The 21,428-nt window shown below is 50.6% G+C and carries 16 protein-coding genes; 13 read left to right on the top strand and 3 right to left on the bottom strand.

The window, feature by feature from the left end; genetic code table 11:
• The first annotated feature begins 373 nt into the window (after positions 1-373).
• The 3 genes from dctP to PJE062_RS10505 are packed head-to-tail and all read left to right on the top strand — an operon-like array spanning position 374 to position 3,397.
• Positions 374-1,384 (top strand): TRAP transporter substrate-binding protein DctP, encoded by a 1,011-nt coding sequence (gene dctP / locus PJE062_RS10515; protein WP_008549393.1) that lies wholly within the window; start codon positions 374-376, stop codon positions 1,382-1,384.
• A gap of 52 nt (positions 1,385-1,436) precedes the next feature.
• Entirely contained in the window at positions 1,437-2,087 is a 651-nt protein-coding gene (locus tag PJE062_RS10510; protein ID WP_008549268.1) for a TRAP transporter small permease, read from the top strand.
• A gap of 2 nt (positions 2,088-2,089) precedes the next feature.
• Positions 2,090-3,397: a TRAP transporter large permease gene (locus tag PJE062_RS10505; protein ID WP_008549189.1), complete on the top strand. Its 1,308-nt coding sequence runs from the start codon at positions 2,090-2,092 to the stop codon at positions 3,395-3,397.
• A gap of 37 nt (positions 3,398-3,434) precedes the next feature.
• On the opposite strand, the gene PJE062_RS10500 is transcribed toward PJE062_RS10505, so the two are convergent.
• Entirely contained in the window at positions 3,435-4,091 is a 657-nt protein-coding gene (locus PJE062_RS10500) for a GntR family transcriptional regulator (RefSeq protein WP_008549451.1), read from the bottom strand.
• A 465-nt stretch (positions 4,092-4,556) separates the two neighbouring features.
• On the opposite strand from PJE062_RS10500, the gene PJE062_RS10495 reads away from it, so the two are divergent.
• Both PJE062_RS10495 and PJE062_RS10490 read left to right on the top strand, forming a co-directional pair.
• Positions 4,557-5,906 carry an FAD-dependent oxidoreductase gene (locus tag PJE062_RS10495; protein WP_008549045.1) on the top strand — a complete coding sequence of 450 codons (1,350 nt, stop codon included), beginning with the start codon at positions 4,557-4,559 and terminating at the stop codon, positions 5,904-5,906.
• 155 nt (positions 5,907-6,061) lie between these two features.
• Positions 6,062-7,675, top strand: coding sequence for a BCCT family transporter (locus PJE062_RS10490; RefSeq protein WP_008549354.1), 1,614 nt, complete (start codon positions 6,062-6,064; stop codon positions 7,673-7,675).
• A gap of 33 nt (positions 7,676-7,708) precedes the next feature.
• Here PJE062_RS10490 and PJE062_RS10485 read toward each other — a convergent pair whose 3' ends face one another.
• On the bottom strand, positions 7,709-9,196 hold the full coding sequence (locus PJE062_RS10485; RefSeq protein ID WP_008549015.1) for a PLP-dependent aminotransferase family protein: 1,488 nt from the start codon (positions 9,194-9,196) through the stop codon (positions 7,709-7,711).
• A 199-nt stretch (positions 9,197-9,395) separates the two neighbouring features.
• On the opposite strand from PJE062_RS10485, the gene PJE062_RS10480 reads away from it, so the two are divergent.
• The 3 genes from PJE062_RS10480 (at position 9,396) to PJE062_RS10470 (ending at position 13,973) form a co-directional block, all read left to right on the top strand.
• Positions 9,396-10,136 (top strand): enoyl-CoA hydratase/isomerase family protein, encoded by a 741-nt coding sequence (locus PJE062_RS10480; protein ID WP_037036728.1) that lies wholly within the window; start codon positions 9,396-9,398, stop codon positions 10,134-10,136.
• A gap of 20 nt (positions 10,137-10,156) precedes the next feature.
• Positions 10,157-11,743 (top strand): CoA-transferase, encoded by a 1,587-nt coding sequence (locus tag PJE062_RS10475; RefSeq protein ID WP_008549355.1) that lies wholly within the window; start codon positions 10,157-10,159, stop codon positions 11,741-11,743.
• 199 nt (positions 11,744-11,942) lie between these two features.
• Entirely contained in the window at positions 11,943-13,973 is a 2,031-nt protein-coding gene (locus tag PJE062_RS10470) for a methyl-accepting chemotaxis protein (RefSeq protein ID WP_008549379.1), read from the top strand.
• An 83-nt stretch (positions 13,974-14,056) separates the two neighbouring features.
• Here the strand turns inward: PJE062_RS10470 and PJE062_RS10465 are convergent, their stop codons facing one another.
• Positions 14,057-14,782, bottom strand: a complete 726-nt coding sequence (locus tag PJE062_RS10465; RefSeq protein ID WP_008549190.1) for an FCD domain-containing protein — start codon at positions 14,780-14,782, stop codon at positions 14,057-14,059.
• A 608-nt stretch (positions 14,783-15,390) separates the two neighbouring features.
• Here PJE062_RS10465 and PJE062_RS10460 point away from each other — a divergent pair.
• From PJE062_RS10460 to PJE062_RS10440, 5 genes are all read left to right on the top strand, one after another.
• The gene (locus tag PJE062_RS10460; protein ID WP_008548988.1) at positions 15,391-16,383 is read left to right on the top strand and encodes a TRAP transporter substrate-binding protein; all 993 of its coding nucleotides are present in this window, start codon (positions 15,391-15,393) and stop codon (positions 16,381-16,383) included.
• Between the two features lie 94 nt (positions 16,384-16,477).
• Positions 16,478-17,023: a TRAP transporter small permease gene (locus tag PJE062_RS10455; protein ID WP_014290217.1), complete on the top strand. Its 546-nt coding sequence runs from the start codon at positions 16,478-16,480 to the stop codon at positions 17,021-17,023.
• Positions 17,023-18,324: a TRAP transporter large permease gene (locus tag PJE062_RS10450; protein WP_008549127.1), complete on the top strand. Its 1,302-nt coding sequence runs from the start codon at positions 17,023-17,025 to the stop codon at positions 18,322-18,324. The genes PJE062_RS10455 and PJE062_RS10450 overlap by 1 nt, the downstream gene beginning before the upstream one ends.
• Before the next feature lie 109 nt (positions 18,325-18,433).
• On the top strand, positions 18,434-19,900 hold the full coding sequence (locus PJE062_RS10445; RefSeq protein ID WP_008549099.1) for a UxaA family hydrolase: 1,467 nt from the start codon (positions 18,434-18,436) through the stop codon (positions 19,898-19,900).
• Between the two features lie 27 nt (positions 19,901-19,927).
• Positions 19,928-21,397 (top strand): tagaturonate reductase, encoded by a 1,470-nt coding sequence (locus tag PJE062_RS10440; RefSeq protein ID WP_008549051.1) that lies wholly within the window; start codon positions 19,928-19,930, stop codon positions 21,395-21,397.
• Positions 21,398-21,428 lie beyond the last annotated feature (31 nt).

The following is a 21,428-nucleotide window of genomic DNA, read 5'->3' as shown; positions in this document are numbered from 1 at the left end:
GTATATAAGCAGGTATGCGGATGCGGGGTATGGTTTTGGGAGTGGAGAGGATGAGCGGAGTTAAGGCATTGGGTCTTGGTTTTGCTGGAAGCTTCACTTGCTTTGGTTGGGAACCGTGGCAGGAGTGTGAAGAGAACTGGAACTGATCTGGGGCAGTGGCGACAAGTGCGCAACCCCGCAGCGACTTTCGTCGGTGAGCTCAATTAAGCTTCGAGCAAATGCTCTGGTGTTGGATCAGTCTGTCTGCATACCTTCGCAAATGTTTGTCTTGTTCATCTGGAAAGATCCTTTCCGGAAATGAGGTGTCGTGTCTCCCGTTCTGCGGTCTCTGACTGAAGCAACATAAAAAGCTGCTTTCAGAAAGGGAGAGGATATGATTGGGGCACTTAAGAGATTTTCACGCACAACGGCATTGGCTTTGTCACTGGGCATGGCTGGATTTGCCGGCGGACAGGCGCAAGCAGAGGAAAGCCTGATCCTGGCGCATGCGATGAACACGGATCACGTGTTTCACGCGCTTTCTGAGCGTTTTATGGGAGAGCTGGACGGCAAAGCCATCAACATTGATTATCACCCCGGCGGCGATCTTGGTGACTGGACCTCCCTGTTTGAACAGTCCATGCAGGGTGTCGTGCCAATGAGCCTGACATGGGGTGCATCTGAGTTTGATGGTCGGTTGGATCTCGCTTACCTCGGCTATGTGGTTTCCAACTGGGAGCAGGCGCAGAAGCTTTATGGTCCGGGCTCAGACATGCTGGATATCTACAACGGTATACTTCATGAACTCGGCTTGCACGCGGTCGGGATTATTCCGACGGACTTTGGTTCTGTTGTAATCCGCAAAGGCGTTGGCAAGGCGCCGGTCAATTTTCCTAATGATGCCAATGGCCTGAAGATCCGTGTTCCGGGTCTGCCGATGGCAGTGGAACGCTTCAACAATCTGGGTTTCTCAGCTGTGCCGATCCCACTGGCAGAGGTTTACACCGCCCTTCAGCTTGGTACGGTCGATGCGCGTTCATTCTCAACCGCGGTTGAGACTTACTCACTGCGTGACGTTCTGGAAACCAACATCCTCACCAATGACTATTTCGAGCACGCCTTCTGGCTAGTGAACAAGGACTGGTGGGAAGGCCTTGAGACGACTGATCGTGAAGCCCTGCAAACTGCGATCGACACCACACTTGAGTGGTCTTGGGGAGAAGCGCAAGCAAAGAGTGAAGAGTTCCTGCAAAAAGCCAGAGATGCCGGGATCAAGGTGGTTGAACTGGATGATGCCCAGCTGGCAGCTGCACGCAAGATTGCTCATGAAACGGAATGGCCAGCCATGGAGAAAATTATTGGCTCTGAGATCATGAGCCAGATCCGCCAAGCTGCTGCAAACTAATAATAATTGAAGAGAAGGCCGGAGCGTGCTCCGGTCTTCGGTTGGGAGGCATATGACCGTGAACCGCGAGTCTAAACAGCACCCGCGTGCGCCGGTGCAGGTCGCTTCATTCATCTATGATCCGGAAATTACTGAAACAGAACCGCCGGACCATGTCACCGCAATCCCCGAAGGTCCGCAATCCGGAAGTATGGCTGCGCTGCTGAAAGCGGAGCGGCTTCTGGAAAGGTCTCTCTATTTCGGTCTGGTGCTGATGGGCATTGGTCTTGCTGCAATCATGTTTGTGCAGGTTCTGCTCCGCTATGTGTTTGCGCTGCCGTTTGTCGGCATTGAAGAGCTTGCTCTGCTGATGGGAGCCTGGTTTTACTTTCTGGGGCTTGCTTATGTGACCCGTAATGGAGAGCACATTCACGGTGGCATCGTGACACTGCTGATCAAAAGCCCGCGAAAGATCCAAGGCATCCGCTTGATTATGACACTGGCCAGCATAGCTGCCTGTCTGGTGTTTGGGTATTACGCCAGCAAGTACGCGATCTTTGAAATAGAGCGTGGGCGCGCAAGTTCTTACATGCGCTGGCCAAAGGGGCTGTGGTCTGCCTCCATGATCATCGGCTTTGCAGGCACCATCATCTACCTCTCGCTGCAAGCCATCAATCAAACCATTGATCTTAAAACAAGACTTTCAGTCGTGAAGAAGGGCTAATCATGTTCATTTTTCTTGCCTCTCTTCTGCTTATCGTCGTGCTGTTGCTGGCTGAAATGCCAATCGCGTTTGCGTTTGGTGTTGGTGCGCTGGTGTTCGGCATTGCTTCAGACTCAAACGTTTCCTTCCTGATCCCTTACGCCTATCAGACCACACTCAGCTTCGCTTTGCTGGCGCTGCCACTGTTCGTCCTAGCCGGAACGCTGATGGCAGAAGGCGGCATATCAGATCGCCTGCTCAGTTTCGTGAATGCGTTTGTCGGGCGTATGAAAGGCGGGCTTGGTGCGGTGACCGTCATCACCTGTGCCTTGTTCGGTGCGATCTCTGGCTCGTCATCTGCCGCCATTGCGGCGATTGGGCAGATCATGATCCCGCGGATGGTGAAGGAAGGCTATCCGGTTGGCCACGCAACGGCGTTGGTTGCGTGTTCTTCTGTGTTGGCGCTGATGATCCCGCCGTCTATTCCGATGATTGTGTTTGCGGTTACTGGTGGCTTATCTGTGGGGGCAGCTTTTCTGTCGACAGTTATTCCGGGCGTCCTGCTGGCTCTGGTTTACATCGGCCTCAACTTCTTCTTCCTGCGCAAGGTGGATACCATTCAGGTCGAGGAACCTTTGCCGTTTAGGGAAGCGGCGCAGAATGTTGCCAGCAGCGGGCTGAAGGCATTCTGGGCGCTGATGATGCCATTGCTGGTGCTGGGAGTGATCTACTCCGGTATTGCCACGCCAACAGAAGCTGCTGCAATCTCACTGGTTTATGCGATTGTTGTTGGGGTGTTCATCTATAAAGGGCTGAGCTTCAAGGATATTCCGGCAGCCTTTGTGCGGGCGGCGATCACCACGAGTTCCATCATCGCAGTGCTGTTCTTCCTGTTTGTGATGAGCCGGGCAATGATCCTGCAGCAAGTGCCGCGTGAGGTGGCTGAAGTACTCATCTCGCTGACGGAAAACAAGATCCTGATCCTGTTGCTGATCAACCTTATTTTGCTGCTCATTGGTATGATCGTGGATGATGTATCCGGCAGTGTGTTGGCGGCAATTGTATTGCTTCCGGTGGCAACGGAGATTGGCGTTCATCCAATTCACTTTGCAGCGATTGTTGGCACCAATCTGGGGCTGGGGAATGTATCCCCACCGTGTGCGCCCATGCTCTATATGGCCGCCGGGGTGAGCAAGCTCACGCTGGATAAGTATGTGGGCATCACACTCAAGTTCCTGCTGCTTGGGCATCTGCCGATGGTTCTCATCGTCACCTTCTTCCCGGAACTGTCGCTGGCTCTGCCAAGACTGATCATGGGTATCGATGTTTAATCCATCCCATCCTCTGCGGTGATCTCATCGCAGAGGATCAGTTGGCTGAGAGTTTGATGACTTTCAGCGCACTCCCGGCAAGATACTCGTGAAGCTTCAAGAGCTGCTCCTTCGCGGCAATCTCATTACCAATAGCGACTGAGCGCATGATGTCTGCGTGGAACTGGCTACAGACCATGGTGTCGTCACGCGTTTTATTGGCAAACCAGAACCGACGGGATTGGCTCTGTACGCGGGCGAGCGCATGGTGAAAGTATGGGTTGCCGCTGGCATTGGTGATAGCGAAGTGAATGCCTCTCAATGCCTCCAGCAGACTGGCATCTTCATCGCCCTGCGCGCTTTCCAAAATGTTCTGCGCCAGTTGCAACATATGAACGCGGTGTTCGCTGCTACCACGCAGGATCGCATATTTGATGCAAGTCGGTTCAATCTCTTTGCGGATCTCCAAAAGCTGAAGTTGCTGCGCTGCTGAAATCTCCAGAAACTCGACACCCTTTCGTGCATGCACTTTCAGCATGTCTTCCTGTTCCAGAGCCTGAAGGGCTTCTCTGACGGGAGTGCGTCCAAGCTGTAATATGGCAGAGAGTTTGTTTTCTGAGTAAAGCTGCTCCGTATCCAGCTCCCTGAAAATGACTTTGCGCTCTATCTCAGCCTTGGCAAAAGCTGCTTGTGTTGTTGCTTGGAAATCAGACACCTGGTGCTCCGCTTGCTTAAGCTGGCATGTAAATTCTGGCGGTGAAGCTAGAGCAATGGAATCTGCGAGTGAAGCAATCTGTTTATTTCCACATTTGTACTTAGGATAAGTTTCAAACTGTATATCTGGTAATAGTGCTTAGCTGTGCGCAAGTATATGTACAGATGACTGCTGTGTAATTTCTATCTGTATACATAGGGCATAACAGTCGCCCCAATAGATTATCGATTATCTATTTGTTTTGTAATGACAATTTTTGTGTGAGTGAGAATTTAGGGCTACTCGCCACAACACTGTCAGTGACTATTTTAGCTGACTGTATGTACGTTCTTCTACTTTTGTCAGTGCCCGCTCTTCGTGATGTGTTTCACAATATGTTAGTTAGGAAGAGAGGGCTCATAAGTCAGCTCATCCTCTCATATTAGCGTTATATAACAATATGTTATCTTATATGTGAGTGGCGATATGGCTTGGAAGGAATTAGCATTAAGCGCAGTCGACAGTCCGGTGTTGGACGAGGCTGATGTTGTAGTGTGTGGAGGTGGCCCGGCAGGTGTTGCTGCGGCTGTGATGAGCGCCCGGGATGGCCTTAAAACAATCCTTGTCGAGAAGAATGGCTTTTGCGGTGGCGCTGCAACAGCCGGTCTGTCTGGGACGATCTGCGGTCTGTACCTGACGCAGGATGAAATCGCCAAGAAAACACCTAAGCAGGTCGTCTTTGGTTTTGCAGAAGAGTTTCGTCAGAGACTGGAAGGTAAGCAGGGCGTTACAGAGCCCCAGATCTACGGCAACACGCATGTGTTGACATTCGACCCACTGCGCTGGCGCGAGGTAGCCGATGATCTGCTGGAAGAAGCTGGTGTAACATGTTTGTATCACTGCCTCATCACTGAGGTGATGAGAGAGGATCAGCGCATCAAAGCGATCAAACTGGAAAGTTCAGCCGGAAGTACGTTCCTGAAAGCCAAGGCTTTCATTGATGCGACCGGTGATGCCGCTGTACTGGCAAAGGCCGGGTGTGAGCATTCCTATGGCGACAAGGGCAACATCCAGAACCCAACCATGATGTTCCGTCTTTCCAACGTGGAAGCAGAAGGCTTTTATAAGGTCTTTGGCGAGGACACCATTTCACCGGCTGAGGTCACCGAGAAGATCCGCGAAGTCAACGCAAGTGGTGAGCGTCATCTGCCGCGGGACAAGGTCTGGGTCTTCCCAACACCGCAGGACGGTGTGTTTTTGATGAACTGCACTCGCCTTGCGGGGCAAGGTGGCCGGATGCTGAATGTCATCAATCCAGCTGACCGAACCTATGCAGAGATCTATGGCCGCCGTTCAGCCCGTGACTATCATGCCTTCTTCAAGGAGAACGTTGAGGGCTTTGAGAAAACACAGCTGATCGATATGCCGCCAGAGATCGGCGTGCGCCAGACTCGGACGATCCGTGGCACGAAAACACTGACAAACGATCAGGTCGTGAACTGCGAAAAGCCAGCGGACGGCATTGCCCGCTCATCCTGGCCAATCGAGTTGCATGCAGGCAAGCAGAGCAAGCTGCATTGGCTGATGAACGACTACTACGAGATCCCTTGGGGCACGCTTGTTCCTGAGGAGTTGGACAATACAATTGTCGCCGGCCGTTGCCTGAGCGCAGAGCATGAGGCGTTGGCATCTGCCCGCGTGACTGCTCAGTGCTTTGAGATGGGGCATGCAGCGGCTGTCGCAACCAAAATTTCACTCGAAAGTGCAGTGAAATACAAAGATCTGGATCCGGAGCAAATCCGCCAGAAAATGCGCGTGAATAACAGCGCATTGTAGCACCTAGTCACATTCAAACTGACCACAAGTAACTGTAGGAAGCTGTAGCCGTAAGGATGCTGCTTCCTGCAAAGGGGCTCGTGCGGCCTGACGCCGCCGAAACCCTTGTCTGAAGGCCAAACATCGGGAGAGATATTATGGCTTTGGAGGAACCCATGACAAAACCAACCACAAATAAGGGGGAGATACTTAAGCCCAGCTTGGACAAGTCCATTTTCTTGCCAAGTCTACTCTTCAGCCTTGCGATCATCATTCCGATGATCCTGATGGGTGAGGCACTCAATCCTTACATCACAGCAATCAATAACTTCGTGTCGCACAGCTTTGGCTGGGCATACATGGCTTATGGCACCATTGGCCTGTTCTTCCTGGCGTGGGTGGCCTTTGGCCCACTGGCCAACGTAAAGCTGGGCAATGCAGATGATAAACCAGCCTTTAACGATTCAAGCTGGGCTTTCATGATCTTGGCAGCCGGTTTCGGTATCGGCGTGGTCAACTGGTCCATGGTTGAGCCTATGATTACCATGGCCTCTGCTCCTGCTGGTGCAGAACCATTCTCTGCAAAAGCTGCTGAAGATGCGCTTGCTTATGGTCTGATCCACTGGGGCCCGTTCCTTTGGGTAGGCTACATGGCGCTCGGCCTTCCATTCGCGTACTTCTTATTTGCACGTAAGCCAAAAGTGCAGCGTTTCGCTCTCTGTTTTGAGCCAGTTCTCGGACAAAAGCGGGTTGAGGGACCAATCGGCACTGCAATCAATGCATTCGCTGTTTTCGGTCTGATCGGTGGTATCGGCACGACCCTTGGTCTTGCTATTCCGCTGCTGGCTGGTCTGCTTTCCGTGTTCATCGGTATCGAGCACACCATGTTCGTGGAAGTGGGCGTTCTGCTCTTCTTCGGTGCGTTGACCATGTACTCCCTTTCCAAAACCATTTCGAAAGGCATGAAACTGCTCTCAGACTTCAACGGCTGGCTCGTTGTTGTGGTGCTGGGTGCGATGATCCTGTTTGGCCCAACGGCTTACATCATGAACAGCTTCACAAGCATCTTCGGTAATGCAATGGAGCTTATGCCACACGTGTTCACCTGGACGGATACTTACGGCCTGTCCAACGGTTATGCGCAGGACCAGAGCGTGTTCTACATGGCTTGGTACATCGCATATGCACCTCAGATGGGCCTGTTCGTAGCATGCGTGTCTCGCGGCAGAACTCTGAAAAACGTTGTGCTGGGCTGCGTTGGTTACGGCTCTCTGTCCGCCTTCGTGTTCTTCGCAATTCTGGGTGCTTTTGCTGTTCAGCTTCAGCTCTCCGGCACTGTTGATCTTGCCGCAAACTTCAATGAACACGGTATTCCGTCTACAGTAGCGCTGGCGTTGAGCAACACCCCACTTCCAGCACTGGCTGTGCCAATCTATCTGGTCATGGTGGCGATCTTCGTGATCACCACGATTGAAGCATGTACCCGTAATCTGGCGTCCATGACGAACAAGAACATCAGTGGTGATGTTGAGCCTTCCACGTCATCCAGAATGATCTGGTGCCTGATCATTGTTGGCATCAGCTTTGGTGTGATCCTAGTGGGTGGTCTTGATGTGGTCATCACGTTGGCCTTGGTGCCAACTATTCCACTGGTGGCTCTCAGCTTCCTGGCAACGTACTGCATGGTCAAAGCAGCCCGCACAGACTTCCCGCATTTGTTCCGTTCCCAGTATTCCGCGATTGAGCGGAAGGATGATGGAACTTTGACGGTGAACACTGCTGACCTTTAAGAAACACAAAAGAGGCGGCCCCGGCTGCCTCTTTTACTTTCCTCCCAATGCCGCCTTGGCTATGAGCTCTATTCCTTCCGGAATAAGAGCATTGTCTATGACAGAATATCCCAAGCGGATGTGGTTCAGGTTCTCGCTTGGATTAGAGAATGTGAAGCCGCCCGTTTCAAAGTAAACGCTGGATTCCATCACCTTCTGCTGTAACTTCCCAGCATCAATGTCTTCTGGCAATTTCAACCAGATGCTTCCCCCACCAAACTCCGGCAGTACAGAAGCACCCGGAAAATGCGCTTCAAGCGACTGATGCATTGTTTTGCATCTGCTTTTGTACTCCTGCGAAATCTTAGCCAAAAACCGGTCGAAGTATCCTCGCTGCAGAAACAGTGCGACACTGCGCTGATTGTTGACGGGCGGGTGCCGCAGAATGTGGTGCCGTAACGCCTTGGCCTCGCGGATAAACTCCCTATCTGCCACCAGATAACCAATGCGCAGTCCCGGCATCAAGCTTTTGGAAAGACTGCCCGCATAAATCACGTTCCCACATCGGTCCAGACTCTTGAGTGCAGGAGGCGGCGTCTTGTCAAAGGCGATCTCTGCCTCGTAATCATCCTCGATGATGAACTGACGGTTTTGCGCCGTGATGCGCAGCAGTTCTTCCCGTCGCTCAACGGGCATGGTGACAGTTGTCGGGAACTGATGGCTCGGTGTGGTGTAAAGGCATTTACACTGGTTGATCTCATCACTCAGGATCATCCCACCTTTATCAATCGGCAACCTGCGCACATTCAGGTTTTCCATCTGCGCCATATTCAGAATGTCCGGATATCCCGGATCTTCAATTCCGATCGTCTCACCTGTCCGTAGCAACAGTTTCACAGCAAGGTACAGCGCTTGCTGCCCTCCCAACGTGATTAGTATCTCTTCGGGGTGGGCGATGATCCCGCGCTTCGACAGCACACGCTGCATCAGTTGCTCAACGAGTAACTCGTCGTCGATGGAAGAGTAATCTGTTGCCCAGTTCCGCATCTCAACCACATTCACCGAGTCGCGAATACACTCGCGCCAGCTGGCGATTGGAAATAAGTTTGGGTCAATCAAACCGCAGATAAACGGAAAGCGAAACCGCACCAGACTGTCGCTTGGTTTAACGACGCGCGGCATATTAAAACTCCGCCCGCGGAAATGAGAGCGGAAGTCCATCTTAATCACATCTGTATCACTACTATCGGATTGTGATGTGTACAGATGATCTGAAGCCTGACTGGATAAAAGCGCATCTTCACGAATATAAATCCCGGCACGGTCTCGGCTCTCAACAAAACCATCCTGTTTCAAGCTCTCATAAGCTAGGGAGACAGTCGTAACGCTCACTCCTAAGTCTTTGGAAAGTTTGCGGATTGAAGGTAATGGGCGATGGGCGGGAAACTGCCTGTTTACAATCGCAATTGCCAACTGACGCCGAATTTGTGTCTGCAAACTCTCGGTTGAATTTCGATCAATTCGGATCAGGTTGGCGTACATTTTCTTCTCTTTCTGAATCCGGTTTATGAAACTGTATATATGGAAGAGAGTTACTGTATATAAAATAAAATGACAATCAAAAATAGACTGTCTCTCAATTCAGAAGGGCAAAGAGGCACCACAAATGCTCTCCAGCTCCTCTGACATTAACGGGAAGCTGAACCGCGCAAAGCGGATCAGGATTACTTGGGAGCAGACTATGTCAGTTGAGTTTTCCGTCGAAAACAAAGTGGCCTACATACAGCTGAATCGGCCTAAACAGCGCAACGCGCAAAACAAAGAAATGCTGGACCTGCTGGATGCAGCGATGGAGCGGGTTGAAACCTGTGACACCATCAATGCAGCTGTGATCTTCGGGGCCGATCCATCCTTCTGCGCAGGCAGCGACCTGACTGAACTGGGTGCGCTTGATCTGGACGGTATCTGTGATGTTGAGAAGCGCAAAGCAGCTTTCCTGCGTCGCATTTCCCTCTGCCCAAAGCCAATCGTTGCAGCAGTGCAGGGCTATGCTGTTGGCGGCGGCGCATTCCTCGCAGCAGCTTGTGATGTGGTCATCGCGGCAGAGAACGTGAAGTTCAAAGGCATGGAAGTGCCAAACGGCTGGATCACCCCATGGGGTTTCCACGCCCTCAATGCTCGTATGGCACCGCGCCACGCACAGCGCGCAGCCTGGGGCTACAAGTTCATGACCGCTACAGAAGCGCTTCGCACCGGTCTGGTGGATGAAGTGGTTGCTCTGGATGATCTGTTTGAGACTGCTCGCACCATTGCTGAACAGCTCGCAGCTCTTCCACCGGTTTCAGTACAAGCGACAAAGCGCTGGTATCTGGATGCTTGTCTGGCGGATGGAGAGGCTGAAGACGCCAAGCTTAACACTCTCTTCCGCCAGCATTGCCAGATGGAAGCTGCGCAAGAAACCTTCAAAAAATTCGAAAAATAATAGATCACTGGGAGATAGCTGTGACTAAATTTTCAACCCTGGAACAGGCTCTGTCTGTCATCAAAGACGGCGACACCGTTGCCTCCACCGGCGTAATTGGCTGGATCACACCTGACGTTCTTCTGAAAGGTGTTTCTGACCGTTTTGAAGCGACCGGTCATCCAAGCAATCTGGATTTCTACTTCCCATGTGGCACCGGCGATGCAATGCACATTGGCGGTATGGACCATATTGCGAAGAAAGGTCTTCTGCGCCGCATTATGGCAGGTTCCATGCTCAACCCGGTTCATCCGGAAACTGGCGAGCGTCCCAAACTGATGCAGATGATCCAAAACAATGAGATCGAGTGCTTCAGCTGGGCCATGGGCACATCCATGCATTGGTTCCGCGAAGTTGCCCGCCGCAGCCCGGGCTACCTGACCAAAACCGGCATCGGCACCTTTGTTGATCCAGACGTATGCGGCGGTAAGTTCACCGAAAGCTCGCAGGACGGTCTGGTCGAGAAGATCCAATTTAAGGGTGAAGACTATCTGTTCTACCCAACTCGCCCGATCCATGTTGGTCTGCTGCGTGCAACAAGTGCGGATGACAACGGCAACCTGTCTTTTGAGAACGAAGCGCTGCTGTCCTCCAACATCGCAATTGCAACAGCCGTTCGCGCATCCGGCGGTATCGTCATTGCACAGGTAGAAAACAAGGTAGACCGCGGCAGTCGCCCAACCAACATCGTGAAGCTGCCGGGCGCTCTGGTGGATCACGTGGTTCTGGTAGACAGCGCTCAGCAGCCAATGGTCACCGACATCGATTATGATGCCAACTACCTCGGCCTCAACCGCATCGAAATGACCGAACTGCCACGTCCTCCAGTTTGCGTCGACAAGATCATCGCCCGCCGCGCATCCTGGGAAACCAAGAAGCATGAACTCGGCATCCTCGGCTTCGGCGCATCCGGCGACATTCCGCTGGTAATGGCAGAAGATGGCAAGTTCGATGGTGATGAGATCTACGACTACCAATTCACCACAGAGCACGGCTCTTACGGCGGCGTGGTTATGATGGGCTGGCAGTTCTCAGCCAATGCTAACCCAGAAGCACTCGTGGATGGCCTGACTCAGTTTGACGTCATCGAAGGTGGTCTGTGTAAGTTCGCAGCCCTAGCTTTTGCTGAGTTCGATTCCAAAGGCACCATCAATGTCAGTAAGTTCGGCAAGGTGAATCCGGGCTCAGGTGGCTTCATCAACATCGCGCACAACGCAGAGCGTCTGGTCTTCACCGGCACCTTCACAACAGCAGGCCTGAAAACCGCAGTTAAAGACGGCAAGCTTGAAATCGTCAAAGAAGGCAAGATCAAGAAGTTCGTCGAAACTGCCCAGCACATCACCTATCTGGTGAAAGAAGGCGTGGTGAAGCGCAACCAGCAAGCCAAGATCGTGACCGAACGTGCTGTGTTTGAAGTGCATGAAGACGGCCTGCACCTGGTTGAAATCGCACCAGGTATCGACCTGCAGACCCAAATTCTGGATCAGATGGACTACGCGCCTGCAAGAGTTGCTGAGCCACTCCCACTCATGGATGCAGAACTCTTTGCTGAAGACTACGTCGAGTAGTCAAAAGCAACGTGGAGTGGGAAAGCTTGTTGCCCACTCCACCGACCTTCCAAAAGGAACTCCCAGAGAGTTTGTAAAACCCTGCTGACTGCCCCTGTGTGCCACAAACTCTCTCCCCGCTTCAGCCAGCCAAGCCATCACAAACCCCGCTGACCTGGCTGAAGCGTTGGACTCTCTGCTTCACACAAAGACCATTCCAATGAAACTCAGCTACCGTATCGTTCTGGCATCTGTCGTCGTGCTTCTTCTGTCGTTTTCCTTGATCATCACGACTGCAACCTACCTCAACTCGCAACATTCAGAGCAAGAAACCAAAGCGCTCTTCGTTTCATTCGCTAATGGAATGGCAGTGACTGCAAGAGACGTCACCCGTGAAGCGGAAGTAACATCAACCAATCTGGCCGTATTACTCGCTCAGCAGATCCAAAGAAGTGATGCTGATCGCGATACAATCGCAGATCTCACTATCGCCGCACTCAAAAACACTTCTGATGTCCTCGGCATTGCCGTTGTCCTGGAACCTAATGTTCTTGGCAGAGATGTTGAGTTTCAGGCAGACAGATACTCAACGCCATCCGGACAGTTCGCGCCTTATTTCTATCTAAAGGATAGCCAGGTTGGCTTCAGGGTATCTGGCATCGATAAGCCAGAAGTGCAACGCTGGTTCCAAACTGCACTCAGACAAAGATCTCAATACGTTACAGAGCCTTATACCTTTGATGTTGATGGTGAGAACACTGTGTCTGCATCCATCACTACCCCAATTCTGGATGCTACCGGTAAAAGTATAGGCGGTGTTATCGTCGATATTGATTTTCATAAGCTCAAAAGCAAGTTAGCTGCCTATGACCTTTATGAAAGTGGTCGCCTTGCAGTCATCAGCGAACAAGGCCTTTGGGTGAGCCATACAGATCAGACACTGCTTGGTGAACCCGTTGGCACAATGGTTGAATCAATCATATCCGGCGTCACAGATGAGCCGAACCTGCAGACGATAAATGACCGGCAGTTTGTTCTTGAACGGTTCAGGTTAGGAACTACCAATCAGTATTGGTATGCAGGAATGTCGGTTACGACCGCAGAGCTACACGCAAGTTATTTGACGACCAGAAACATTATCCTGCTTCTTGCATTTGCAGCTGGTCTTGTGAGCTGTCTCGTACTCTGGTTCATTGGCAACTCTATCGCCCGCCCAATCGTCAATCTGACTCACAGGATGCAATCCCTGGCAGATGGCAATGTGAAGGACGAAGTGCAGTATACAGGCCGTTCTGATGAAATCGGCCAGATGGCTAACGCCTTGAAGGTCTTTGTGACTGCTGTGTCGGAACGTCAGACTTTACAGTCTGAGGCGGAGAAGGAACATGAGCGTGAAGCTAACCGCCAGAAGGAAGTTGCAAAGCTCATTGGGGACTTTTCTGGCATGGCAGAAACAGCTCTTGGCATCATACATACCCGGTTCAACGAGCTGGAGCAGACTTCTAAAGAACTGGCAGTTATCGCGGAAGACACAAATGCTCAGACCACAGCAACTTCAGCAGCCTCAGAGGAAGCAACAACAAACGTTCAAACTGTGGCCTCTGCCTCAGAAGAACTCTCTGCCTCCATCGAAGAGATCGCGCAACAAATTTCCCGAACCAATAAGGTGATCACAAAAACTAATGATGCAGCCCAAGCAACCAATGCCAAAGTGTTGGATCTGGATAGCACCGCGCAGCGCATTGGTGAGGTGGTGAACCTCATTCAGGACATTGCCGAGCAAACCAACCTGTTGGCACTCAACGCCACAATTGAAGCAGCCCGCGCTGGTGAAATGGGCAAGGGCTTTGCGGTTGTAGCAACCGAGGTGAAAGATCTAGCAAGCCAGACCTCTAAGGCGACCGAAGAGATTTCCCTGCAGATCGCGGAAATTCAGGGTTCCTCCAAGGACGCCGTGGAAGCCATTCAGGAAATTACTTCCAGCATCCGCCAAGTCAACGAGTTCGCCTCCAACATCGCAGCCTCCGTTGAACAACAGGGCGCAGCAACGGCTGAAATCACCGAAAACGTGCATCAGGCGGCAACAGGAACACAGAACGTTTCTGAAAACATGGTTCTGGTGGCGCAAGCAGCTGAAAAGACCAACCAGTCCTCTGATCTGGTCTCAAAAACAGCTTCTTCCGTCCGCGAAGAAGTGATCAGCCTGCGCGAACAGATCGACGACTTCCTGTACAAGGTGCAGTCTGTATAAGATTGTTGCAGAAAGTTGCCTTTAGATTTGTGGCGCCAATAACGCGCCACAACACTTGTTGAGAAAAACCGAAAAAGCGAACCTCACTCCAACGCAGAAGAGGCTTTGTAGAGGGTGTTTTTGGTGCTTTCTATGTGGTTCCACATGGCGTTGTAGGCGCGTTTGGGGTCTCGGGCTTCGATAGCATCGAGGATTAGCTGGTGTTCCTGGTGCCAGCTGTTTAGGTCGTTCACATCAATATGCGTGTGCAGGTTTTGCCAGAGCGGGTTTGCTGTGCGGTCATGCCACAGAATCTCCTCCAGCATTGCCAAAACCGGGTTAGAGGATGATCTGGCCAGTGCGATGTGAAACTCTTTGTCCCATTTTGAATCGCGAGAACGATCTTCCGCCAATGCGTTTTTTTGGATTCTTCTGAGTTCTTCTATGTCTTTTTGCGTTGCATTGATTGCTGCCAGTTCTGCAATCATGCATTCATAATTTTGGCGTGCTTCAAGCAATTCGAAAGGACCAGTACTTTTCAAATCAGATGAAACTCGCGAGAGGATGCTATCGAGCTCCTCGGGAGCCTGCTCCACCCTTTTGGGCTGATCACTCAGAATATGAATTCCCGAGCCCTTACGTACTGAGACAATCCCCTCAATTTCCAGCATAATAATGGCTTCGCGTACCACGGTTCGGCTAACACCGAGTTCCTGACAGATTGCACGCTCTGGCGGCAACTTTCCTCCAATAGCATATTCTTTATTTTTGATTTTCTCTTTGAGTTGCTCGCCGATCATACGGTACAGGCGATTATTAGCTTCAGTCATTCAAACTCCAGATCCAAGATCATACCGCGGAAGCAATCGCCTCCCAAGATAAGCTCAAAGATCCGTCTCCTCGAATCCAATGGTTTACGCTGTCTTTTCAGGGATTAGCTCTCATCAAATTCAGCGATTAAAAAACAACATTCTCGCCAATGGGAAAGAACTCACTCTAAAATTTGGCTTCGATTTTAAGACAAAACATTCCTCTCTTCAATTGGTATAACAAAAAATCATTGTATTGCATTTCGGGTTTTAGACATCAATTCCACATCTGTGAGAAATCTGTAAACCGATGCGACAAAATTCACCAATTTGCTACATATAATATTGATTTTAATAACTTTTATTTGTCATACCAATATTTGACACACTACCCAGCATCCCCATTTTCTTGGATTTTTATTTGCTAACATTGGATTATTGGTATAACAAATTCATCAGCGCTAGACTCTTTGGACGGAGTAGGCGCAATGGGAAATTAAAACTACCAATTCGTATCGGAGGTTTTGGTCGAACCAATTTTACCATATATCCGCTTAGTTTCGGGCTGCTATAGATCAATTTAGCTAAGCATTATGAGGAAAGTGGTTCTTCCAAGAAGTTGGGATTACATGACTAATAAATACTCAAAGCTAGCACTCGGCCTGGTTGTTGCTCTGCCTGCTGCATTTTCTTCTGTTTCTGCTTATGCACTAGAGGCAGTAACCTTGCGCCTGGCCCACAATCTGGACCCAAGCCACGTTGTTGCGCAGACGCTTGAAAAAATGGCTGAAGACATGAAAGAGCTGTCTGATGGCAAAATGAAGCTTCGGATTTATCCGGGTGGTCAGATGGGTGGCCCTCGTGAAACGCTCGAAATGCTTCAGCAAGGCGCACTGGATATGACAAAAGGCTCCGCTAGTGAGATGGAATCTTTTGAAAGCGCATTCTCCGTCTTCAGCATGCCTTACCTTTTCCGCTCCAAAGAACACTTCAACCAAGTTCTTTTTGGTGAAGTTGGTCGTGAGATGATGCAACTACCAAAGGAAAAAGGCTTCCTTCCAATTGCTGGTTACGTAGCCGGTGAGCGTAGCTTTTATGCGGGTAAACCTATTCAGTCTCCTGAAGACATGAAAGGTATGAAAATTCGTGTTGTTTCAACACCAACAACCAACAAAATGATTGAGTTGCTTGGTGGTTCTCCTGCTCCGATCTCATTTGGTGAAGTCTACACAGCACTACAGCAAGGCGTCATTGATGGGGCGGAAAACAACGAGCCTTCTTATTATCAAACTCGTCACGTGGAAGTCGCAAAGCACTACTCTGAAGACCGCCATACCTCGGTTCCAGATTATCTCGTGATCGCAACGCAGACTTGGGATGCTCTTTCAGAAGAACAGCGTGAAATCCTTATGAAGGCCGCTGAGATGTCCGAGAAGTATGAGCAAGTCCTCTGGGATAAAGAAGTTCAGAACTCTCGTGAGAAAGCCGCTGCATCAGGAGCAACGTTCTACAAGGTTGATAAAGCGCCATTTCGTGCGGCTCTTCAGCCCCTGTATGACGATGCCAAAAAAGATCCAAAGAAATACTCCTGGATTGAGCGCATTGAGGCAGTTGGCAAGTAACTTCAACATGTTTGGAGGGGCATACTGTGTCCCTCCATCTTTCAGCAGCAACGCTTGAGTTGCACTCTCTTTATACCTGTTTTGGAGAGGCGTGATGCTTCCAAACAAACTCAAAAAGTTCATTGACGTGATCATTGCAGCTTTCAGCGTATCCGTCATGGCCCTGCTGGTGGTGTGTGTCACCTGGCAGGTTGTGAGCCGCTATATACTTGGCCAACCAAGCACATTCACCGATGAAATCGCTCGGTTTTCGATGATTTGGGTTGGTTTACTAGGTGGGGCTTACTGTGTTGGGGCACAGCGTCATTTGGCGATTGACCTTTTTACTGGCCGGTTGACAGGCCGCAAAAAGCTACTCTTTACAGCATACTCCAATCTGGTTGTTGGAGGCTTTGCAGCAGCAACAATGATCTTTGGTGGTATGCGACTGCTCCTCAAGGTGCAGGCAACTGGCCAACTGTCTCCGGCTATGCTGCTGCCAATGGAGTACATCTATCTTGTTCTCCCCTTAAGCGGCGGCGTAATCGTTATTTACTCTCTTCACTTTGCCATTGAAGCACTGCGGAACTTACTTGGTTTCGAGAAGACTATAGCTGCTCATAATCTCTCCGGTGAACTCGAGCAGGATGGAGTAGCGTGATGGAATGGTATGTTGCTCTAGCTCTGTTTGGGTCTTTCTTCTTTCTTGTCTTTACAGGCGTTCCGATTGCGTTTTCTCTCGGAGTTTCTGCAATCATCGCCGGCGCTATGATGATGCCCTTAGAGGTAATCCTTGCCGTCATTAGTCAGCGCATGGTCGCTGGATTGGATAGCTTTGCGCTTCTGGCAATTCCATTCTTCATTCTTGCTGGCGTGCTGATGAACAGCGGCGGTATTGCTATACGCCTGATAAACTTCTCTCAGATCCTGGTTGGCCGCATGCCAGGTTCGCTGGCACACGTTAATGTCATGGCGAACATGTTGTTTGGATCGATCTCGGGCTCAGCAACAGCGGCGGCAGCTGCGGTTGGTGGCACGATGGCGCCATTGCAGAAGAAGTCCGGCTATCATCCCGCTTATTCAGCTGCAGTGAACGTCACCTCCTGCATTACAGGGTTGCTCATTCCACCCTCCAACGTATTGATCATTTACGCACTCACTGCAGGTGGTGTGTCAGTTGCAACACTATTTATGGCTGGTTACCTGCCGGGTGTTCTCATGGGGCTGAGCCTCATGGTGATTGGCAGCATCATCGCAAAGCGGCGTGGGTATCCGGTCGCCGAGCGCCCAACTCTCAAGCAAGCCTTGAAAGTGACGTGGGATGCGATACCAAGTCTTTTGCTCGTCATTATTGTGATGGGGGGAATTCTGGGCGGCGTGTTTACGGCAACTGAAGCCTCAGCGATCGCGGTAGTTTATGCGTTCTTTCTCTCTGTGATCGTATACCGCGAAATCAAACTTCATCAGCTGCCCAAACTGCTTTTGGAGGCTGTCGTCACCACATCAATCGTAATGGTGCTTATCGCAATCTCCATTGGCATGTCCTGGGTTATGACCCGCGCCGACATTCCTTATATGATTACAGATGCACTGCTGGCGATCTCTGAGAACCCTATAGTCATCTTGCTCATCATTAATGTGATCTTGTTGATCGTTGGTGTGTTCATGGACATGACACCAGCCGTTCTCATCTTCACTCCAATCTTTCTGCCAATTGCAAAAGATCTGGGTATGGATCCAGTGCATTTTGGGATCATGTTGGTCGCCAACCTGTGTATCGGCTTGTGTACTCCACCTGTTGGAGCGGCGCTGTTCGTCGGTTGTTCGGTTTCAGATGTCAAACTACACGACATGATCCGACCAATGCTGCCATTCTTCGGTGCCCTGCTGATTGCACTGCTAGCTATCATTTACATTCCAGAGCTCTCACTCTTCTTACCTGGTTTGTTTGGAATGCACTGACCAGCATGAAGGGTGCACTGTCACCCTTCAAACCCTCCCTCAAAATCAACGAAAAAGCCCGTGTTTGTTGCACGGATAGACATGGTCTGGAGTCACCGTGAGATCCCATATGCAAATTCATCGCGATGATACTGTTCTCGTTGCTTTGAAGTCATTCAAGAAAAATGAAATTATCGAAGGCGTTAGCCTTCTTCAAGATATACCTGCAGGTCACAAGATTGCACGAGCTGACATTGCTGAAGGTGAGCATGTCATCAAGTATGGCGCTTCCATTGGACGTGCGCGCTCGGCAATCAAATGCGGAGAACATATTCACTCTCATAACTTGAAGACCGGACTTGGAACCGACGAGACTTACACATACGCAGGTGCACCAGAGCAACAGGAACGTGAAATAAAAGTTCCGCAGATTTTTGCATTTGAACGAGCAAACGGCGATATTGGCATTCGTAACGATCTTTGGATTGTCCCACTTGTTGGCTGCGTAAATGGTGTTGCTCAAGCCGTTGCACGGCAGTTTGAGCACAGCGAAGAGCTTCCTGAAGGCACCCAAGTAACTGTATTGGCGCATCCTTTTGGATGCTCCCAGCTTGGCGATGATCACGTCAATACGCGCACGATTTTGCAAAATCTGGTCATGCATCCGAATGCAGGTGGCGTTCTGGTGATGGGGCTTGGCTGTGAGAACAACACGCTTACCGAGTTCCTCGAAAACCTGGAGATGTCCGATCAATCGCGCCTGCGCTGCATGGTCGCCCAAGAAACCGAAAATGAGTTCGAAACAGCATATCGCCACTTGCAGGATCTTGCAGGTATTCTGAGCTCCGACAAACGTGTGCCGGTAGGTGTTGATCGTTTGCGGATTGGTTTGAAATGCGGAGGCTCCGACGGATTCTCTGGCATAACGGCGAACCCATTGCTGGGTGCTTTGTCAGATTGGCTTTGCAGCAGAGGTGGCGCCACGGTTCTTACAGAAGTACCTGAAATGTTTGGTGCTGAACGCATCTTGATGAAGCGCGCTGAAAACCAGTCCGTGTTTGCTGACATCGTTTCGCTGATTAATGACTTCAAGCAGTATTACATCGACCATGATCAGCCCATTTATGAGAACCCATCGCCCGGCAACAAAGAGGGTGGGATCACCACGTTAGAAGAGAAGTCTCTTGGCTGCACGCAGAAAGCAGGTACTTCGATCATTACAGACGTACTGCGCTATCAGGATCGCTTAAGCAAGAACGGACTAAACCTTCTGGAAGCCCCCGGAAATGATGGAACGGCGATCACGTCTCTGGCAGCCGCGGGCTGTCATATGGTGCTGTTTACAACTGGCCGCGGCAATCCTCTTGGGACTGTCGTTCCAACCGTAAAAGTCGCTTCCAACACTGAGCTTGCTGATCGAAAAAAGCACTGGATCGATTTTTCGGCAGGCACGCTGGTTCACGACGATACGGACATGGATGAGTTGTGCACTGACTTTGCAGACTACTTAATGCAAGTCGCCAGCGGCAAACAGACACTCAATGAAATCAACCGTATGCAAGAGATCGTCATCTTCAAGACGGGCGTCACTCTGTAGCTGGAAACATCACAAGGAGATAGATTTATGAACCGTATCTCAGAGAAAAACCTGGCAGGTCGTCCTCGCCCAACACCAAGAGTGATCCAGTTCGGAGAAGGTAACTTCCTACGCGCTTTCATGGATTGGAAAATTGATCGTATGAATGAACGCGCAGGTACCGACTTTGGTGTTGTTGTGGTCCGGCCCATTGATGGTGGAATCCCATTCTCACTCAATGAGACTGACGGCGCATACACCGCAGTTACACGTGGGGTTGATCAGGATGGGAAACCTGTTTCTGATGTTCGTCAGGTCGCATGCATTCGAAAAGAAATGTCTGCAGTCAGTGAGTGGCATGAGGTTCTTGCCCTCGCGAGAAACTCAGACTTTACGACGGTTATCTCCAACACTACAGAAGCAGGCATCACCTATCTGCCTGACTGCAAGCTTCAGGATGAACCGCCTGTTTCATTTCCTGCAAAAGTGACGAGACTACTCCTGGAGCGCTTCAATAGCTTCGGCGGCTCCAGTGCGCCTGGTTTTCAGTTCTTGCCATGTGAGTTGATAGAAAAGAACGGAGGCACTCTTGAAGAGATTGTTCTCCAGCATGCTCGTGATTGGAAACTACCAACAGAGTTCATCAACTGGATCAGTACACATTCCGCATTTTACAACACGCTCGTTGATCGCATTGTTCCGGGTTATCCTCGTGGTGAAGCAAAGACATTTGAGGCAGAGCTTGGCTATGAAGACCCTTTGATGGTCACAGCAGAACTCTTTCATTTTCTTGTTATTGAGAAACGAGAAGATCAACCTGAGTTGCTCTTGCCTTTGGGAGAGTATGATGACGGCACACTGATAACTTCCAATGCGGATGGCTACAAAGAGCGAAAGGTGGCAATCCTCAATGGTGCTCACACTGGCTTTTGCCCGCTCGCATTACTTTCTCAAACTGAAACCGTGCAGTCTGCAATCGAACATCCTGTCGGCAGAGCATTTCTGGAAGGTATGTTGCAGGAGGAAATCATCCCATTCCTCTCATTGCCAAAAGACGAACTGAGCGCATTTAGCGACGAAGTTCTGCGCCGCTTCTCCAATCCATATATCAAGCATCGCTGGCATGACATATCGCTCAATGGCATTGCAAAGTTTCAAACCCGAAACCTCCCACGATTTGAAAGCTATATTGCCGCCAAGAGCAAGCCTCCTCGATACATGGCACTTTCTCTTGCTGCATGGCTGATTTTCTATACTGGCGCTTTCAAGCACGCTGAGGAACTTCCAGCCCGTGACGCTGACGAAGTCCTCGAGCGTTTTAAGACACTCAACACTCTGCAAGTTACAGAAGGCACAGACACTATGATCCGAGCGTTTCTCAGTGAAGAAGCGTTCTGGGGCAAGTCTATTGCAAGTGATGCTCTAGTGGCTTTGATACTTGAAGCGCTTGCTTTCCTTCAAGCTGAACCATTCACGCTTGATCGCCTAGCGGATTGGACTGGTACTTCATCCTCCTAACTATTTCAGACCCCGATATTTCTCCAGCTGA

Origin of the sequence: Pseudovibrio sp. JE062, assembly GCF_000156235.1 — a bacterium.
Taxonomy (GTDB): Bacteria; Pseudomonadota; Alphaproteobacteria; order Rhizobiales; family Stappiaceae; genus Pseudovibrio.
The sequence above is the reverse complement of the archived record's forward strand: the minus strand, read 5'-3'. Positions and strand labels throughout refer to the sequence as shown.

Coding starts and splice junctions, on each gene's coding strand:
- PJE062_RS10465 (WP_008549190.1), bottom strand. CDS start 14,782: ATGACTGAAGCTAATAATCGCCTGTACCGTATGATCGGCGAGCAACTC.
- PJE062_RS10445 (WP_008549099.1), top strand. CDS start 18,434: ATGCAAATTCATCGCGATGATACTGTTCTCGTTGCTTTGAAGTCATTC.
- PJE062_RS10440 (WP_008549051.1), top strand. CDS start 19,928: ATGAACCGTATCTCAGAGAAAAACCTGGCAGGTCGTCCTCGCCCAACA.
- PJE062_RS10470 (WP_008549379.1), top strand. CDS start 11,943: ATGAAACTCAGCTACCGTATCGTTCTGGCATCTGTCGTCGTGCTTCTT.
- PJE062_RS10480 (WP_037036728.1), top strand. CDS start 9,396: ATGTCAGTTGAGTTTTCCGTCGAAAACAAAGTGGCCTACATACAGCTG.
- PJE062_RS10505 (WP_008549189.1), top strand. CDS start 2,090: ATGTTCATTTTTCTTGCCTCTCTTCTGCTTATCGTCGTGCTGTTGCTG.
- PJE062_RS10495 (WP_008549045.1), top strand. CDS start 4,557: ATGGCTTGGAAGGAATTAGCATTAAGCGCAGTCGACAGTCCGGTGTTG.
- PJE062_RS10490 (WP_008549354.1), top strand. CDS start 6,062: ATGACAAAACCAACCACAAATAAGGGGGAGATACTTAAGCCCAGCTTG.
- PJE062_RS10485 (WP_008549015.1), bottom strand. CDS start 9,196: ATGTACGCCAACCTGATCCGAATTGATCGAAATTCAACCGAGAGTTTG.
- dctP (WP_008549393.1), top strand. CDS start 374: ATGATTGGGGCACTTAAGAGATTTTCACGCACAACGGCATTGGCTTTG.
- PJE062_RS10510 (WP_008549268.1), top strand. CDS start 1,437: ATGACCGTGAACCGCGAGTCTAAACAGCACCCGCGTGCGCCGGTGCAG.
- PJE062_RS10455 (WP_014290217.1), top strand. CDS start 16,478: ATGCTTCCAAACAAACTCAAAAAGTTCATTGACGTGATCATTGCAGCT.
- PJE062_RS10460 (WP_008548988.1), top strand. CDS start 15,391: ATGACTAATAAATACTCAAAGCTAGCACTCGGCCTGGTTGTTGCTCTG.
- PJE062_RS10450 (WP_008549127.1), top strand. CDS start 17,023: ATGGAATGGTATGTTGCTCTAGCTCTGTTTGGGTCTTTCTTCTTTCTT.